Consider the following 17,089-nt stretch of genomic DNA (forward strand, 5'->3'; position numbering starts at 1 on the left):
TTGACTGCTGGGAAGGTTTGGTCGGTACTCTTCGTGATTCCGATCCTCACGTTTATTGCGGGGTGTTCCCAGGTGGACGACAAAAAGGCTGCGGACAAAGTGGATGTCCGTGATGTCGGCAGCATGGAAAAAAAGACGGAGAAAATGTCCAGCACCATTCTGGACATCATTGGCCTGAAGAATGCGAAGGTCACCGAGCCCGGTCCGGGGACGCTACCGTGCTCGAAATACCCTGATGACGGGGGAGTGCAGCGCATGCACCATCCCTGGAGCGTCTATGGCGTACCTTTCGATGACCTGTCCCGTGGTTTTGAGCGGCTTCGCGCGGAGCTTCCCCAACACGACTGGAAGATCGTCAAGGACGGGCCCGATGGAAGTCCCGCGAAGACGTCGCAGATCGTTGCGAATTTCTCTCGGGACCATTTCTCCGCAGACATCCGACTGCTCGATCAGCGCAAGCATCCTGACAAAACATCATTGATCGAGGTGACGGTTGTCTCCGACTGCTTCCGCGACGCAGCGCATAAGTCCAAGGAGCCCAGCTGAGGGCGGGCCTAGCGGGGTACGCCGCGCACTCTCCCCGGCGCACGCTGCCCTGGCGAGGTGGTCGCCTCACCAAACGAAGTCTCGAAAATTTGTTGCAGCTTTCGCGCGCGGACGGATCAGAAGCATTTCCTCGAGGGCATCCAGTGATGGCACGTACCCCGCGCCCACCATGTCAGTCATGAAGGCCTGACTACTGTCCTCCGGATTTGGCCGGGTAGGTCCGGTGATGGTTTCCAGATGCTTGAGTCGGTATTCTTCTCCAGCGTCTTCCATGGTGTAAACGATGAACGTGCCAGGGCCTTCTGCCCCGTGAAATTTTTCCCGCGAGAAATTCGTCGACTCCTCAATGTATTCGAGGAGTTCGTCTTGCAGCAGCCAAAATGCTCGTCCTCCCCATCGCTCTAGTGCCTCGCATTTCACAAAGAACTGACTAAGCATGCGGCCGAAGACCTGTCGATAATTAGGGGTGTATGGGGAGTCGATTTCTCCTTTGAGAGGCCTCGGTGCCTTGCATTGCAACGCATCCCACAGATGCTCAGTAAGTCCGCCTCCTCGGGTACTCGCAGTCATGACCTCGACAGCGAAAGGAGGGCCGGCAAAGCGGACCGTTGACCCGAGTCTGGTGATTGGAGCAAAGAGAAAGTCAAACGTGTACTCGAAGTGTCCTGGGCCTCCTTCTTCCTTGTGGGTGAACTTAACTTCCCGCCAGAGTAGACGATCGCCTGGTTGTCGAAACAGAGCAGATGGCAAACGGGTAGTTCGGCTTGCCCCATGCTCCATGATGGTTGAAGTTTTCTTTCTCTGCCTGAGTTGCATTCTTGGGCGGCTCGAGATAAGGTATATTGCTGCGATTGCTCGTTAACATCGCAGGCGCCACCTGTGTAAGGGCAACCAGCACGAGTGGCCCCCTGGCCTTGCCCGATGCGAGACGCGGCGACGGCTTCCTGAAGGTGCCGGTGGCGCTGTGGGAGGAAGCTACTGCGACTGCCGCAGCAGCCGTCGTTGACCGCTGTTTACCGCTCTATCTGGTGCGCAGGACCGTCAGCTGCTCGGCCAAGCGCTCTACCTCGGTCACGACTTCGTGCGACATGCCGCCTACGACATGCTCGGCATCGGGGTCGTAGTCCCAGGTCCAGCTATCGCTCACGCGGAGATCTCGCGCTGCGCCAAGTCTGTGATCTGTCGCATCTCGGCGAGTGCTGAACGCAGGGCCTCGCGGTCCATTGCTCCTTCCGCTACAGCTTCCAGTTCACGCAGGCGGGCCGCTCGCGCGGGGCAGCGCTCGATGGCAACGAATTCTCCCCACCACCGCAGAAAGGTACGCAGCGGAGCGATGGTGCTCTGAGTGGCGGCTTGTTCGACCGCGCGGTCGAGGTGCTCGACGAAGGAAGGCAACAGGGCGGGGGCGATCTGGGCGACGGCTGCGCGGAGCGCTGCCGGAGTGAGCGCCGGCATGGGATCGCCGTCCATGGGGATCAGGGGCCCGTTGGGGGCAGAGGGCCGCTCGGTCATCGGAACGTCTCCCGGGCGGCGGTCTGTGTGATCATCGTGAGCCTGGCCGTTGTTGCGGACGCTGGGCTGAGCCTACGCCCGCGCCTCGTCCGCCACACAACACCCGACGCGTCTCGATCGCTTAGGCGCAAGCGTGATCGCGTCGTGTTGGATCTTGGTACGTCATCGAGAGCCGCCGGAGACGCCAGCGGTCTCAAGCAACAAACAAGCCCCGGGCCGCTGGCCTAGGGCTTTTGTATGGAGCGGGTGACGGGAATCGAACCCGCGCTCCGAGCTTGGGAATCACGGGGCCTAACGGACGCGAAACCGGACCTGATCTGCGCTAACGCGCTGCTGGCTGGGCTCCGGCGGGTTCCTCTGAGCCCGTGATTGACCGCTGTTCGCCGCCCGATCGGGCACGCGTCGGGCACGGCGCGGCCTCATGGCAGGAGCGTCAGCGCGGGCACGTGGAGGGGCTTGATGGCATGGAAGTGGCGATGATCCAGCGTGGCGACCGTGGGCGCTTTGAGGCGCTCCGCAAGGGCGACTACTGAGGCATCGGCAACACCAAGAGGAAATCCGCGGTACTGCTGCATGAGTTCGGCCATGCGGGAAAGGCCGTCCCGCTTGGACGAGGTCCTCTGCGGCAACGGCCTCGATGAGGTTGATCTCTGCGTCGGGGCCGACGTACTTGGCGAGCAGGTAGCGGGCTTCGGTCAGAACATACGGCGTGATCAGTAGCTCGCCGTTGTGGGACTCCAGTAGCTCGGCACAGCGATTGTGGTCGGGATCGTTGCGGTTCAGTAGGGCGACGATGGGGCCTGTGTCAACGATCAGCATCGGCCTCGCCGAGCTCCTCACGAACGATGTCCTTGGCGCGAGCTCCGAGGTCGTCCGACGGTCCGTCGAAGCTTCGCAGGACGCGGAAACGGCTCGGCGGGGACGTCCTCACCAAGCACAGGGCGTGGCGACGCAGCTCTTCCACCTGCTCGGGCTCAAGCCGCTCGATGATGTCGTGCAGATCGCTGTAGTCATGGGCGGCAGTCATCGGACTCTCCCTGTCGGCCGTCTCTGCTTCACGATAGCGCTCGACCGAGGAGACCGCCGGGGACTCCGCATCTGGTGCGAGCCGTCTGGAGGGGGCTGGACAACAAACAAGCCACGGGCCGCTGGCCTGGGGCTTTGTACTGGAGCGGGTGACGGGAATCGAACCCGCGCTCTGAGCTTGGGAATCACGTGGCGATCAGCCCGGATCATGTTGCTGACCAGTGCGAACGTGAGCTGGAGACGAGCCTTCACGCCTTCACAGAAGCCGCCATTGACCGCTGTTTACCGCTCCATCTGGTGCGCATCTGGTGCAGCCGTGCCCCAAGGGGGGACTCTGCCGCGCTGGGCTGGTGTCGAACTGACGAGGCCCTGCTTTGCTGTCAGCCTGGCTGTGCCGGATCGTTGCGGCTGGGTCGGGCCCTGGCACCATCCGCTGGTGGTGGGCCGTCACGGTGGGGGCACGCCATCTCTCCAGCACGGCCAGTAGCTACAAGCCCTTGCGGCCATGGCATGACGTCGGGAAGATAGACGCTGCGTAGCGGGAACGATACTGGGGGGCATCGTGGCGCCAAAGAGCAATGATCAGCGTTTGTTGGACCGTATTCTTGAGGATCAGCGGTCCCGGCTCGCGCCAAACCAGAAGCTTGATGAGTTTTTTAACTATTTTGCGGCGAGCACTGCATTGCAGGACCTAGATCTAGACATCGATGAACTACGTGATGGCATCGTCGATGGGTCTCACGACTGCGGTATTGACGGGATTTGGGTTTTGGTGGACGACCGTTACGTCTCAGCGGATGTTGATCGCCATACGACACTTCGTGCAGGGAAGATCGAGCTTGTAATTCTTCAGGCAAAGACATCGCCTGGTTACCAGGAGACTGCATTTGAGAAACTGCACTACCATTTGCCTATATTGCTCGACATGGATCGAGATGTTGCTGAGCTAGCAGGTTCGACGAACGCTAAGCTGCTGGATCGGACAGGAAGATTTCTGCATGTCCTGGAAGGGTTGGCTTCCTCCTTCCCCGAGGTATTTGTTCGAGTGATCTACGCAAGTCGATCAGCTGAGCCCCCGCACCCGAATGTTCGGTCAAAGGGAAATAGGCTCGAACGCGAGTTGACCAAGATCTCTTCCGGGACAAAGTGTAAAGTCGAATATCTCGGGGCTGGAGAACTTCGTGAGCTTTCGGCTCGCGGTGCAGTGGTTGTTTCGGAATTGGTCTTCACCGATACACCTATGAGTACATCGCTCGGGGAAGGGTATGTGTGCCTGGCTCGCCTGGACGAATATTATAGGTTCATCACGTCAGCTAATGACGCGCTGCGTCTGGAATTGTTTGAATCAAATGTCAGAGACTACGCAGGCAGGACATCCGTCAACACTGCTATCGGTGAGACTCTAAGGTCTAGCCAGCGTGACGACTTTTGGTGGTTCAATAATGGAGTGACGATTGTTGCTGAGGAGGTGCGGATCGCAGGAAAGAAAATCGTGATGAAAGACCCGCAGATTGTGAACGGCTTGCAAACCAGCCATGAGGTCTATAAGTATTTCCAGAATTCTGGTGCACACCATGACCGCTCGATCTTGGTGAGGATCATGGTGCCGCCTGCTTCTGGCAGGGCTCGGGACGGAATTATCAGGGCTACCAATAGTCAGACGCAATTGCCGCCCGGAGCTCTTCGCGCGACCGAGCAGATCCAGAAGGATTTGGAAGAGTCGCTTCAGAGGGACGGCTACTACTATGAACGGCGCGCAAACTACTATAGGAACCTTGGCTTCCCTCTGGAACAGGTAGTGAGTATGTCGCGCCTTGCCAGAGAATTCACGGCGTTCGTGGTAGGTGAGCCGCACGCGTCCCTCAAATACTCTGAGGACCTCTTGCTGGATGATTCTCACTACTTCAAGGTATTCTCACCTGATCATGATCTGGATCTGTATCGACTAGTGCTTGACGTGCACCTTCGGGTTGGGGAGTTTTTGCCCACGTTCGCAGAGGACAACCCGCTCCTTGGTGACACCTCGGAGAACTGGCGTTACCATCTCGCATATATGGCCTCATTTGCGCTCACTCGTCTGCGTCGGCCAACGCACAGGGATTTGCTGAATATTAAGGTCGAGCATTTGTCGGACGTGCTACTTAGGGGCATGGCGACTATTCTAGACAGGGAGTACAGGGCTTCCCTTCGCGGGAACCGCGTCAAGGGAATTGACAGGGTGGCCCGGAGTTCCGATTTCACCACTAGAATTCGGCAGGCTACTGTTAGTGCGCGAAGGTTCAAGATTGATCGCTAGCTGGTTCCGATTCGCTGTAGCTCGAGGTTCGGTTTAAGGAGCGAGGCCAGGACCCTGGAGCGGCATGTGAAGTGGTTCGCCGAGAAGGAGCGGAACGGGCTGCTCTTCGTCGGCGAGAAGGGGGCGCCGTTCCGGCGGTCCTTCTTTGGGCGGAAGTGGCGTCGGGCGAGGGCGAAAGTCGGGTTTCCCGACGACTTCCGTTTATACGATCTTCGTCACACCGGGCACACGCTCTCGACCCAATCCGGGGCGACGCTCAAGGACACCATGGTCCGTGCCGGCCAGTCCTCCGAGCGGGCCGCGCTGATCTATCAGCACTCCAAGCTTGACCGCCAGAAGGAGATTGCCGCTGCCCTCGACGCCCGCGTACGGGCACACCGTGAGGCGGCCCAGAGCCCATCGGGCACGCAACGGGCACGGGAGGCGCAGAGAGGTCTAGACAACAAACAAGCCCCGGGCCGCTGGCCTGGGGCTTCTGTCTGGAGCGGGTGACGGGAATCGAACCCGCGCTCTGAGCTTGGGAAGCTCATGTTCTACCATTAAACTACACCCGCGAGAGGCGCCCGATCTCTGGCGCCGCATCGTCGGACACTTTACCCCATGGCTGACCCCCGGCGCATTCGTCGTGGGGTCTTCGTGCTGTTCGGGGTCCGGTCGGGGGCGGGGTGGGGTTGAGATTGGGGTTGAGGTGGGGTGGGTTCGGGGATGGTTTGAGGGGGATTTGGTGTGGTTTTGGGGTGGATTTTCGGGGTGTCCGTGGGGTGGAAGCGGCTGTTGGGGTGCGGGAGTTGGGCGTACGGTGGGGGTTCGGAGTGCCGCGTGGAGCAGGGTGTGGTTGATCCCCTAATGTGGCTTTTGTCGTCCACGCCGTCCACGTTCTTGGGGAAGGGACTCATGGAGCGCACCGTCGTCCGTTGTGCTGAGGGGCATGTGTTCAGCACCTCCTCGTTCCCGATGCAGCACCTCACCGTCGACCGCATCGGCCCCGGCCGGTTGCTGCGGTGTCCGCGTTGCGCTCGGCTCCGGCACGCGGTGCCGGTGGGAGCCGATAAGCGCTGAGCGGTAGCCGATGAAGTCGCAGGGTGCGGGCCCGGTCCGGTGGGACCGGGCCTGTGCCGTGGGGGCACCTGTGATGTGCGTATCCTCTTTGCGTGCTTCTCTCAGACAAGGACATCCGGGCCGAGATCGACGCCGGGCGGGTGCGGGTTGATCCGTACGATCCGGCGATGGTGCAGCCGTCGAGTATCGATGTAAGGCTGGACCGGTTCTTCCGGGTGTTCGAGAACCACCGCTATCCGCATATCGACCCGGCGGTGGAGCAGCCCGATCTGACGCGGCTGGTGGAGCCCGAGGGCGAGGACGCGTTCATCCTGCATCCCGGGGAGTTCGTGCTCGCCTCGACGTACGAGGTCGTGACGCTGCCGGACGACATCGCCTCGCGGCTCGAGGGGAAGTCGAGTCTGGGGCGGCTGGGGCTGCTGACGCACTCCACGGCGGGGTTCATCGACCCCGGGTTCTCCGGGCACGTCACGCTCGAGCTGTCGAATGTCGCGACGCTGCCGATCAAGCTCTGGCCGGGGATGAAGATCGGGCAGCTGTGCATGTTCCGGTTGACCTCGCCCGCGGAGCATCCTTACGGTTCCGCCCGTTACGGTTCCCGCTATCAGGGGCAGCGCGGGCCGACGCCCTCGCGGTCGTTCCAGAGCTTCCACCGGACGAAGGTGTGAGCGGCGTGGACGAGCAGCGCGAGAACCTTACGTACGAGCGGTTCGGGGTCGCGGTCCGCGAGCTGGCGGAGAAGATCGCCGGTGATGGCTACGAGCCCGACATCGTGCTCTCCATAGCCCGTGGCGGGGTCTTCGTGGCCGGTGGGCTGGCGTACGCGCTCGACTGCAAGAACATCCACCTGGTGAACGTGGAGTTCTACACGGGCGTGGGGACCACCCTCGACATGCCCGTGATGCTCGCGCCCGTGCCCAACGCGATCGACTTCTCCGACAAGAAGGTGCTGATCGCCGATGACGTGGCGGACACCGGCAAGACGCTGAAGCTGGTCCGGGACTTCTGCGTCGGCACGGTCGCCGAGGTGCGCAGCGCGGTGATCTACGAAAAGTCCCAGTCGCTGGTGAAGTGCGAGTACGTCTGGCAGCGCACCGATCAGTGGATCAACTTCCCGTGGAGCGTCGAACCGCCCGTGGTGCGGCGGGAAGGGCAAGTGCGGGACGCCTGACGCCGGTGACCATGTCGCGTAGATGTCGCGTAGATGAGGGGCCCGCCGGTGCGGGCCCCTTGGTCATGCCGGCTCATGTGGCTCACGCGGCCCATGCCGCTCACGCGGCCTGTGGTGCCGGCCTTACAGCGTTCCCAGCTTCAGCAGGCTCAGCAGCGCGATCAGCTGGAGCGCCGACGCGCCCAGCGCCTTCTGCCACGGCAGGTCGTGCGACTTGCTCACCATCGAGGTGAAGAGTGCGCCCGCCGCCAGCCAGGTCGCCCAGCCCAGCACCTTCACCAGCGAGCTGTCCCCGCCCAGGAAGAGCGCGAACACCAGCCGCGGCGCGTCCGTGATCGACATGATCAGCATGGACAGGCCGATGGTCGGCGCCCAGGTGCCGTCGCCGCCCAGCTGGCGGGCGAGGGTGTGGGTGACGGCGCCCAGGATCAGTCCACTGATCAGCATGGCGACGCCCGCGGTGAGCACCCACGGGATGCTGTTGGACATGGGGGCGTTGAGGACGTCCTTACGGGCGTCATCGAAGCTGAAGACCGCCAGCAGACCGTAGATGAAGGTCACGATCAGCGCCGGGCCCCACACCGCGTAGTCCCGCATCTGCCAGAAGGTGGCCGACGGGCGCAGCACGATGCCGCTCAGCAGTTGCTGCCAGTGCAGCCGGGGGCCGGTGGGCGCGGCCGTGGAGGAGCCTGCGCGGTACGTCTGCCCGCCGTAGCCGTCGTCGTACGAACCGGGGCCCTGGCCGTACGGGTCGTACGCGTCGGGCGCCTCGCCGACGCTGAACTGCTGTGTATGGCCCGAGTTGTTGTCGGCGTACCCGCCGCCGCCCTGTCCGTACGGTCTCTGCCCCTGGCCGTAGCCTCCGGCGCCGGGGCCCTGCCCGGGTCCGGGGCCGTAGTGCGGGTCCTGGCCGCCGAAATACTCCGGCTCTCCCTGTGAGGAGGGCTGCTGCCACTGCGGCTGCTGCTGACCGCCGTACGGGGCGTTCTGTCCGTACGGCGGTTGCGGCGGCCGCTGCTGCTGCCCTTGTTGCGCGGAGTGGGAGTCCCGTCCGCGTCCGATCCTGAATCCAGCCACCATTCGAACGTACCCGGTCGTCGCGGGCCGGGTGCGGGAGCTGTGCGAGCGGACCGGGCATTGCGGCCGAGCTGTGACATCCCTTAAGGGGGTCCCTTATGGGTTTTCCCCCGGTGGGGGGTGGGGCGCGCCGGTGTGTCCGACCGGTCCTTGCTTGCTTTGGTCCGGGTCCGGGTCCGGGTCCGGGTTCTGGTCCGGGTCCTGGTCGTTGTTTGGGCCCTAGCCCTTGTCCGGGCTCTGGTCCTTGTCCGGGTTCTGGTCCCGGCCCTAGTCCTTGTCCGCCGCGAACGGCTTGCTGCTGAAGGCCTCCTTGTCCGCCGTGCCGTCCGTGATCCACCACCACTCGGGACGCTCGCCGTACCGCGAGAAGGCCAGACCGGGGCCCCACGCCAGGACGACCTCGTCCTTACCGTCGTGATCGAAGTCCGCGACGGCGTAGAGCCGGGCCGCGCGCTCGCCCTTACGGATGGACTTGCCGTCCACGACGGCGGGTGCCGAGCGGGTCAGCAGATGACGCCTGGCGATGCGGGTCGTGGCGGGATGGGAGCCCCGCAGGGTGAGCAGCTCCACGCCGCCCCGTCCGAGCGAGACGGCCAGCTCGTCGGTGCCGTCCCCGTCCGTGTCGGCGGCGGCCAGGGTGCCCGACATCCCGGGCACCTTGAGGGGGTGCGGAACGGAACCGGCCGTCCGTGACGCCCTCTTGTGGTAGACGCTCACCGTATTGCCGATGTCCGGCCGCTCCGTCTCCACGCCCGGCTCGTCGTTACGGGTGCCGCTGTCGCCGACCGCGACATCGCGGCGGCCGTCGCCGTCGAAGTCGCCGAAGGCGATCGAGTTGCCCTCGCGCAGCCTGCGGCCCGTGTGGCTGAGGCCGTGGGGCCCGGCGGGGAGGAGGGTGGAGCCGGACTGGTCGTTGTCGTTGATCGCGTGCACCACCAGATCGGTGGCGCGGTGGCCGTCGGCGGTGTCGGCGATCGTGTCGGCGATGAGATCGCTGATCTCGCCGTGGCCCTCCAGCGGGCTCGCGTACGGCACGATCCGGGCGGCCCTGCCCGCCCGGTTGAACGGCCCGTACAGCACCAGCAGCGAGCGCCGGTCCGCGCGGACCAGGGCCAGGTCGTGGTGGCCGTCGCCGTCGAAGTCGCCGACCGTGGGGCGCTGGGCGTCCACGCCGTCGTCCGGGCCGGTCAGCTGGACGCGGGCGGCGGCGCGGGTGCGGTGGGGGCCGCCGGGGCCGCCCCAGGAGATGTAGGGGACGGTCCGGACGGTGGCCTGGGTGCGCTCGGTCTCCTGCTTGCCGAGTGCCTCGCCCGCCGTGGTGGTGACATCGGCGTAGCCGTCGCCGTCGAGGTCGGCCGTGGCCACCTCGGTCGCGCCCGCGACGGTGACGTCCTGGGACGGCAGGCCGAGGTCGCGGTGGCGGAGCACGGTCCGGGTGGCGGGATTCAGGCCGTGGGACGAGCCGTGGACGAAGGCGATCCGGCTGGGCAGCCCCCCTTTGCCGGACGGGACGGGGACGCGCAGATCGGGGTAGCCGTCGCCGTTGACGTCGTCCGGCAGCCGGCTGCCCTTGCCGTGGGGGACGGGCGCGGTCGCGGTGGGGGTGATGACGGAGCTGTCGCGGCGGCCCTGGGCGCCGCCGTCGTCGGGGCCGCAGGCGGTGAGCAGCAGCGCCAGACAGGCCGCACCGGCGGCGACGGAGGTGGCCACAGAGGCGGTGGGGACGCGGGGGACGCGGGCGTGGGGGACGCGAGGGACGCGAGGGACGCGAAGGACGCGAGGGACGCGGGGGAGGGAGCGGCGTCGGGGGCCCGGGACGCGACCGGGTGGTGCGGTGGGGGGAGGTGCGGGCGTCATCGGGCCACCTCAACCCATCAGGGCGGCTGAGGCAACCCATCAGCGCGGCCGAGGCCAAGGGGCACGGCACTTCGTTACGAGGGTGATGCCGGGCACCCCGGCCGACGGCCACTCGGTGATCTTTCCGGATGATGCGGGATTGATCAGTCCGCTTGACTGTAAAGATGACCTTTGGAGCACAAGGCCCGTCCAGGACATTTACGGATGCCGTGTTGGGCATGATCCTGTAGGGAATTCGCAACGTCGTTGTGAGAAGGGATACTTCACGGCCAGTATCGGTACGTCCGGCGGGGAACTTCGATGCGGAAAAGCGGGGGCGACCATGTGCTTGACGCACGGTGTACGGATGACGGGTGAGGCGGCGAGACCGGTGGAAGAGGGCGCGGGCGGGGTGTAGTCGCGATGTCGGACGGGAGTGCTCGGCCGGCGGGGGAGGATGCCGCTCGCCTGCCGCTGAGCGAGGGTGCTAGAAATAGCGACATGGCCGGACTTTTCGGTCGACCACGGGTTCCGCTGGCCCGCACGATGACCGACTGGCGCCCACGCGGTCGGCGTGAGGGGCCCCGCTCGGCATGGGAGCGACGTGGGCGGCGCGTTCAGCAGGACACGCAGGACCAGCAGGACCGACAGGACCGACAGGATCAGCGAGACCAGCGAGATCAGCGAGACCAGCGAGATCAGCGAGGTCAGCGAGGTCAGCGAGACCAGCGAGATCAGCGAGATCAGCGAGATCAGCGAGACCAGCGAGACCAGCGAGACCAGCGAGACCAGCGAGACCAGCGAGACCAGCGAGGTCGGCGCGACGAGCGAGACCAGCGAGGTCATCGAGACCAGCAAGGTCAGCGCGACGAGCGAGACCGGCGAGACCGGCGCGATCAGTGGGATCAGCGCGGTCAAGCCGATCCGCAGGGCTCGCCGGACCCTCGTGAGCGCTGGGGTCCGCAGGGTCGGCAGAGCACGTATACCCAGCTGAGCCCGCATGGACGGCCGCCGGTGCGGACCGGCTGGAGCGGCCGCGGATCGGGCCCCGGCCCCGGCGGCCCCAACGGCCCCGGCGCCCCCAACGGCCCCGGCTATGGGCGGCGGCCCCGCTGGCATCCCGGGCGCGGCGTGCGCACCGTGGCCGGCCAGGTCTTCGTCCTGCAGGTCGGCGTCGTGCTGCTGCTGGTCGTCGCCGCCGTCGTGGCGCTCGTCCTGCAGTCCCGCTACGACAGCGAGCGGGAGGCCCGTAACCGCTCCATGGCGGTCGCCGAGAGCTTCGCGAACGCGCCCGGCATGGTGAGCACGCTGCGCGGCCACGATCCCAGTGCCGTGCTGCAGCCGCTCGCCGAGCGGGCCCGTAAGGCCTCCGGGGTCGACTTCGTCGTGGCCATGACGCCGCAGGGGATCCGCTACACCCACCCCAACCCGGGCCGGATCGGCAAGCACTTCATGGGCAGCATCCGCCCGGCGGCCGAGGGCCGGACGGTCCAGGAGACCTTCACCGGCACCCTCGGCCTGTCCGTACGGTCCGTGGTGCCCGTCAAGGACGCCCAGGGGAAGGTCGTCGGCCTGGTCGCCGCCGGTATCACGATCAAGAAGGTGAGCGGCGCCGCCGACCATCAGCTACCGCTGCTGTTCGGCGCGGCCGCGGCCGCCATGGCGCTCGCCACGGTGGGCACGGCCCTGGTCAGCAAGCGGCTGCGGCGCCAGACCCACGGGCTGGACCCGTCCGAGATGACGCGGATGTACGAGCATCATGACGCGGTGCTGCACTCGGTGCGCGAGGGTGTGCTGATCGTCGGCGGCGACGGGCGGCTGGTGCTCGCCAACGACGAGGCGCGCCGGCTCTTCGACCTCCCGCCGGACGCCGAGGGCCGCCTGGTGTCCGAGCTCGGCTTCGATCCGCACACCGCCGCGCTGCTGGCGTCCGGGCGCCCCGCCACCGACGAGGTCCATACGGCGGGTGAGCGGCTGCTGTCCGTCAGCCACCGCCCCACCGACCGCGACGGCGGCCCGCCCGGCAGCGTCGCCACCCTGCGCGACACCACGGAGCTACGCGCGCTGTCCGGCAAGGTCGACCTCGCGCGCAACCGCCTCAAGCTGCTGTACGACGCGGGCGTCTCCATCGGCACCACGCTGGACGTGGTGCGCACCGCCCAGGAGCTGGCGGAGTACGCGGTGGCCCGGTTCGCCGACTACGTATCGGTGGACCTCGCGGACTCGGTGCTGCGCGGCGAGGAGCCCCCGGACGGGGTCTCGGGCATCGGCGCCCCGGACGCGGGCTCGTGGGCCGCCGTGGCGGCCGCGGACGGCGGCCGTACGGTCCTGCGCCGTACGGCCCTCAGCGGCATCCGGGACGACGGCCCGCTGTACCCCCTCGGCATGCTGATCGAGTTCGGCCCCAGCGCGCCCCAGGCCCGGGGGTTCCGCAGCGGAGCGGTCACGGTCGAGCCGGTCCTGGGCGACTTCGGCGGCTGGCAGGAGCAGGACCCCGAGCACGCCCGCCGGATCGTCGACTACGGCATCCATTCGATGATCACGGTCCCGCTGCGAGCCCGGGGCGTCGTCCTGGGCGTGGCCAGCTTCATGCGCGCGGAGAAGCCGGAGCCCTTCGAGGAGGACGACGTCTCCCTCGCGGAGGAGCTGGTCACCCGGGCCGCCGTGAGCATCGACAACGCCCGCCGCTACACCCGCGAGCACACCATGGCGGTGACCCTCCAGCGCAGCCTGCTGCCCCGGATGCTCCCGGAGCAGAACGCGCTGGATGTGGCCTTCCGCTATCTGCCGGCGGAGTCGGGGGTCGGGGGTGACTGGTTCGACGTCATCCCGTTGCCGGGGGCGCGGGTGGCGCTGGTGGTGGGTGATGTGGTGGGGCACGGTCTGCACGCGGCGGCGACGATGGGGCGGCTGCGGACGGCGGTGCACAACTTCTCCACGCTCGACCTCCCGCCCGATGAGATCCTCTCCCATCTGGACGATCTGATCGCGCGGATCGACCAGGACGAGGGTCCTGGTGGGCCGGACGGCGACGGCAGTGGTGGTGGAGGTGGCAGTGAGGGCATCACGGGAGCCACCTGTCTGTACGCGATCTACGATCCGGTGACGCGGCGCTGCACGATGGCGCGGGCCGGTCATCCGCCGCCCGCGCTGGTGCGTCCGGACGGCTCGGTGGAGTTCCTGGACCTGCCCGCGGGGCCGCCGCTGGGCCTGGGCGGGCTGCCGTTCGAGACGGCCGAGCTGGAGCTGCCCGAGGGCAGCCATCTGGTGCTCTACACGGACGGGCTGATCGAGAAGCGCGACCGGGACATCGAAACGGGTCTGGAGATGCTGCGCGGCGCCCTGGCCCGCCCCGGCCGGACGCCCGAGGACGCCTGTACGGCGGTGCTGGACGCGCTGCTGCCCGATCGCCCGAGCGACGACATCGCGCTCATCGTGGCCCGTACGAGGGTGCTGGAGCCCGGTCTGACCGCCGACTGGGAGGTGCCGTCCGATCCGGCGCAGGTGGCCGAGGTGCGGGCCGCGGTGGCCCGGAAGCTGGCGGAGTGGGAGCTGGGCGAGGTCGCGTTCACGACCGAGCTCATCCTCAGCGAGCTGATCACCAACGCGATCCGCTACGCGACCGGTCCGATCCGGGTGCGGCTGCTCTGCGACCGCAGCCTGATCTGCGAGGTCTTCGACACCAGCAGCACCTCCCCGCATCTGCGGTACGCGGGGACGACGGACGAGGGCGGCCGGGGGCTCTTCCTGGTCTCGCAGTTCGCCGACCGCTGGGGCACCCGCTACACCGCGGACGGCAAGGTCATCTGGACCGAGCAGGCGCTGCCGCTGTCGAGGAACGGCAAGCCGCGGGCGTAAGAGCCTGTGTCATATCCCCGGCCGGGCGTGCGGCGCCTGGCACGCACGCTCGCGGCGTTGCCGAAACGCCCATGTGGCTCCGCCACGAGGGGGCTCCGGCGCCTTGCGATCGCACGCGCCCCCAGCTACCGCTGGGAGGTGCCCCCTGACGCCGCACGCTGATCCGACCGGGGATATGACACAGGCTCTAAGAGCGAGGCCCGCCCGCGCGGTGCGCGGGCGGGCCTCGTCATCGTCGGTACGGCGAGTGCGTCACTTCGCCGGCGCGGGCTCCGGGGCCTCGGTCGACTCGCCGTCGCCCTCCGGCTCGGCGGGGGTCTTGACCGAGTCGAGCAGCAGCTGCGCCACGTCCACGACCTGGAGGTCTTCCTTCACCTTCGCGTCGCCCGCGGCGGATCCGCTATTGGATCCCTTCTTGCCGTTGACGGAGTCGGTCAGCATCACCAGGCAGAACGGGCAGGCGGTGGAGACGATGTCCGGGTTGAGGGACAGCGCCTCGTCCACGCGCTCGTTGTTGATGCGCTTGCCGATCCGCTCCTCCATCCACATCCGGGCGCCGCCCGCGCCACAGCAGAAGCCGCGCTCCTTGTGGCGGTGCATCTCCTCGTTCCGCAGCCCCGGCACCTTGGCGATGATCTCGCGCGGCGGGGTGTAGACCTTGTTGTGGCGGCCCAGGTAGCAGGGGTCGTGGTAGGTGATCAGACCCTCGACCGGGGTGACCGGGATCAGCTTGCCCTCGTCGAGGAGGTGCTGCAGCAGCTGGGTGTGGTGGATGACCTCGAATTCGCCGCCCAACTGCGGGTATTCGTTCGCGATCGTGTTGAAGCAGTGCGGGCAGGTCGCGACGATCTTCTTCTTGGACTTCTCGACCACGACGCCCTCATCGGCGTCCTCGCCGAACGCCATGTTCAGCATCTCGACGTTCTGCTGGCCGAGCTGCTGGAAGAGGAACTCATTGCCCAGCCGGCGGGCGGAGTCACCGGTGCACGCCTCGTCGCCGCCCATGATCGCGAACTTGACGCCCGCGATGTGCAGCAGCTCCGCGAAGGCCTTGGTGGTCTTCTTGGCCCGGTCCTCCAGGGCGCCCGCGCAGCCGACCCAGTACAGATAGTCGACCTCGGTGAGGTCCTCGATGTCCTTGCCGACGACCGGCACCTCGAAGTCGACTTCCTTGGTCCATGCCAGCCGCTGCTTCTTGGCCAGGCCCCAGGGGTTGCCCTTCTTCTCCAGGTTCTTGAGCATCGTGCCCGCCTCGGACGGGAACGAGGACTCGATCATCACCTGGTAGCGGCGCATGTCCACGATGTGGTCAACGTGCTCGATGTCCACCGGGCACTGCTCGACGCACGCGCCGCAGGTGGTGCAGGACCACAGCACGTCCGGGTCGATGACGCCGTTCTCCTCGAGCGTGCCGATCAGCGGCCGCTCGGCCTCCGCCAGCGCGGCCGCGGGCACCCCGGCGAGCTGCTCCTCGCTCGCCTTCTCCTCGCCCTCCATCGTCTTGCCGCCACCGGCGAGCAGATAGGGGGCCTTGGCGTGCGAGTGGTCGCGCAGCGACATGATCAGCAGCTTGGGCGAGAGCGGCTTGCCGGTGTTCCAGGCGGGGCACTGCGACTGGCAGCGGCCGCATTCGGTGCAGGTGGAGAAGTCGAGGATGCCCTTCCAGGAGAAGTGCTCGATCTGCGAGACGCCGAACTGGGCGTCCTCGTCCGGGTCCTCGAAGTCGATCGGCTTGCCGTCGCTCACCATCGGCTGCAGCGCGCCGAGCGCCACCTCGCCGCTGGACTCCCGCTTGAACCAGATGTTGGGGAAGGCGAGGAAGCGGTGCCAGGCGATGCTCATGTCGAGGTTGGTACTGACCGTGATCATCCAGATCATGGTCGTGCCCAGCTTGATCATCGCGAAGAGGTAGGTCAGGTTCTGCACCGTGTCCACGCTGAGCCCGTCGAAGAGCTGGACCAGCGGATACGAGGCGAAGTACGCGGGCTCGTAATGGTCGACGTGGTGCAGCGCGCCCTCGGTGCCGCGCAGCGCCATGATCGCGAGGCCGATGATGAGGATGACGTACTCGACGAAGTACGCCTGCCAGGCGGTGGAGCCCGCGAACCGGGACTTGCGGCCGGCCCGGCTGGGCAGGTTCAGCAGCCGGATCGCCATCAGCGTCAGGATGCCCAGCGTGGTCATCGTGCCGATGAACTCGATGTACAGCTCGTAGGGGAGGAAGCCGCCGAGGATCGGCAGCGTCCAGTCCGCCCGGAAGAGCTGGCCATAGGCGTTGATGATGGTCGGCGGCAGGGTCAGGAAGCCGATCGCCACGAACCAGTGGGCGACGCCGATGACGCCCCACTTGTTCATGCGCGTGTGCGCGAGGAACTCCCGGACCAGGGTTACGCTGCGCTGCCAGGGATTGTCGGCCCTGGCCCCCGCCGGGACCGGCGCGCCGAGCTTGAAGAAGCGCACGAACTGTGCGACGGCCCGGCCGAGCAGGGCAACGCCGACCGCGGTGAGGACCAGCGACACGATGATCGCGGCGAGTTGCATAAGGGGCTCCTCGAACCTGAGAGAGCTGGATTACTAAGCAGTAACTTAATGTGGCTTGACCGAGATTACCCGCCCGGACGGGGACCCATGTAGTCGACGAGCCGGTGATCTGTGTCGCTCATTTGGCCCCTCCACTCCCTCATTTGGCCTCTCCGTCCTCTCGTTTG

The 17,089-nt window shown here is 66.4% G+C and carries 13 protein-coding genes, 1 tRNA gene and 2 pseudogenes; 7 read left to right on the forward strand and 9 right to left on the reverse strand.

The features are described from left to right. The first annotated feature begins 72 nt into the window (after nucleotides 1–72). Entirely contained in the window at nucleotides 73–546 is a 474-nt protein-coding gene (locus NP777_RS31830; protein ID WP_256653624.1) for a hypothetical protein, read from the forward strand. A gap of 66 nt (nucleotides 547–612) precedes the next feature. On the opposite strand, the gene NP777_RS31835 is transcribed toward NP777_RS31830, so the two are convergent. The 5 genes and pseudogenes from NP777_RS31835 to NP777_RS31850 form a co-directional block, all read right to left on the reverse strand. Beyond that, complete coding sequence (locus NP777_RS31835; RefSeq protein ID WP_256653625.1) at nucleotides 613–984, reverse strand: hypothetical protein; 372 nt, start codon at nucleotides 982–984, stop codon at nucleotides 613–615. Nucleotides 985–1,689: 705 nt separating this feature from the next. Further along, complete coding sequence (locus NP777_RS31840; protein ID WP_256653626.1) at nucleotides 1,690–2,058, reverse strand: hypothetical protein; 369 nt, start codon at nucleotides 2,056–2,058, stop codon at nucleotides 1,690–1,692. 419 nt (nucleotides 2,059–2,477) lie between these two features. Further along, a complete protein-coding gene (locus NP777_RS31845; protein ID WP_256653627.1) occupies nucleotides 2,478–2,645 on the reverse strand; it encodes a hypothetical protein in 168 nt (55 codons plus the stop codon). Between the two features lie 97 nt (nucleotides 2,646–2,742). Further along, nucleotides 2,743–2,877: pseudogene (locus tag NP777_RS48610) on the reverse strand (type II toxin-antitoxin system VapC family toxin); the annotation flags it as partial. Then, nucleotides 2,864–3,085: a hypothetical protein gene (locus NP777_RS31850; protein ID WP_256653628.1), complete on the reverse strand. Its 222-nt coding sequence runs from the start codon at nucleotides 3,083–3,085 to the stop codon at nucleotides 2,864–2,866. The gene NP777_RS31850 and the pseudogene NP777_RS48610, both read right to left, overlap by 14 nt. A gap of 561 nt (nucleotides 3,086–3,646) precedes the next feature. On the opposite strand from NP777_RS31850, the gene NP777_RS31855 reads away from it, so the two are divergent. Both NP777_RS31855 and NP777_RS31860 read left to right on the forward strand, forming a co-directional pair. Then, nucleotides 3,647–5,380, forward strand: coding sequence for an AIPR family protein (locus tag NP777_RS31855; protein ID WP_256653629.1), 1,734 nt, complete (start codon nucleotides 3,647–3,649; stop codon nucleotides 5,378–5,380). A 54-nt stretch (nucleotides 5,381–5,434) separates the two neighbouring features. After that, nucleotides 5,435–5,806: pseudogene (locus NP777_RS31860) on the forward strand (tyrosine-type recombinase/integrase); the annotation flags it as partial. Nucleotides 5,807–5,860: 54 nt separating this feature from the next. Here the strand turns inward: NP777_RS31860 and NP777_RS31865 are convergent. Then, nucleotides 5,861–5,934, reverse strand: a tRNA-Gly gene (locus NP777_RS31865). Nucleotides 5,935–6,531: 597 nt separating this feature from the next. Between NP777_RS31865 and dcd the strand changes: the two genes are divergently transcribed. Both dcd and NP777_RS31875 read left to right on the forward strand, forming a co-directional pair. Then, entirely contained in the window at nucleotides 6,532–7,107 is a 576-nt protein-coding gene (gene dcd / locus NP777_RS31870; protein ID WP_256653630.1) for a dCTP deaminase, read from the forward strand. 5 nt (nucleotides 7,108–7,112) lie between these two features. Beyond that, on the forward strand, nucleotides 7,113–7,610 hold the full coding sequence (locus tag NP777_RS31875) for a phosphoribosyltransferase (RefSeq protein WP_256653631.1): 498 nt from the start codon (nucleotides 7,113–7,115) through the stop codon (nucleotides 7,608–7,610). 123 nt (nucleotides 7,611–7,733) lie between these two features. On the opposite strand, the gene NP777_RS31880 is transcribed toward NP777_RS31875, so the two are convergent. Together NP777_RS31880 and NP777_RS31885 are read right to left on the reverse strand one after the other, a co-directional pair. Continuing rightward, nucleotides 7,734–8,690 carry a Yip1 family protein gene (locus NP777_RS31880; RefSeq protein ID WP_256653632.1) on the reverse strand — a complete coding sequence of 319 codons (957 nt, stop codon included), beginning with the start codon at nucleotides 8,688–8,690 and terminating at the stop codon, nucleotides 7,734–7,736. Nucleotides 8,691–8,954: 264 nt separating this feature from the next. Next, nucleotides 8,955–10,397, reverse strand: a complete 1,443-nt coding sequence (locus NP777_RS31885) for an FG-GAP repeat domain-containing protein (RefSeq protein ID WP_256653633.1) — start codon at nucleotides 10,395–10,397, stop codon at nucleotides 8,955–8,957. A gap of 730 nt (nucleotides 10,398–11,127) precedes the next feature. On the opposite strand from NP777_RS31885, the gene NP777_RS31890 reads away from it, so the two are divergent. Beyond that, nucleotides 11,128–11,517, forward strand: coding sequence for a hypothetical protein (locus NP777_RS31890; RefSeq protein ID WP_256653634.1), 390 nt, complete (start codon nucleotides 11,128–11,130; stop codon nucleotides 11,515–11,517). 20 nt (nucleotides 11,518–11,537) lie between these two features. Further along, on the forward strand, nucleotides 11,538–14,381 hold the full coding sequence (locus NP777_RS31895; protein WP_391858613.1) for a SpoIIE family protein phosphatase: 2,844 nt from the start codon (nucleotides 11,538–11,540) through the stop codon (nucleotides 14,379–14,381). Nucleotides 14,382–14,633: 252 nt separating this feature from the next. Here the strand turns inward: NP777_RS31895 and NP777_RS31900 are convergent, their stop codons facing one another. After that, nucleotides 14,634–16,922 (reverse strand): (Fe-S)-binding protein, encoded by a 2,289-nt coding sequence (locus NP777_RS31900; RefSeq protein WP_256653635.1) that lies wholly within the window; start codon nucleotides 16,920–16,922, stop codon nucleotides 14,634–14,636. Nucleotides 16,923–17,089 lie beyond the last annotated feature (167 nt).

It is taken from the genome of Streptomyces rugosispiralis (assembly GCF_024505145.1).
Lineage (GTDB): Bacteria > Actinomycetota > Actinomycetes > Streptomycetales > Streptomycetaceae > Streptomyces > Streptomyces rugosispiralis.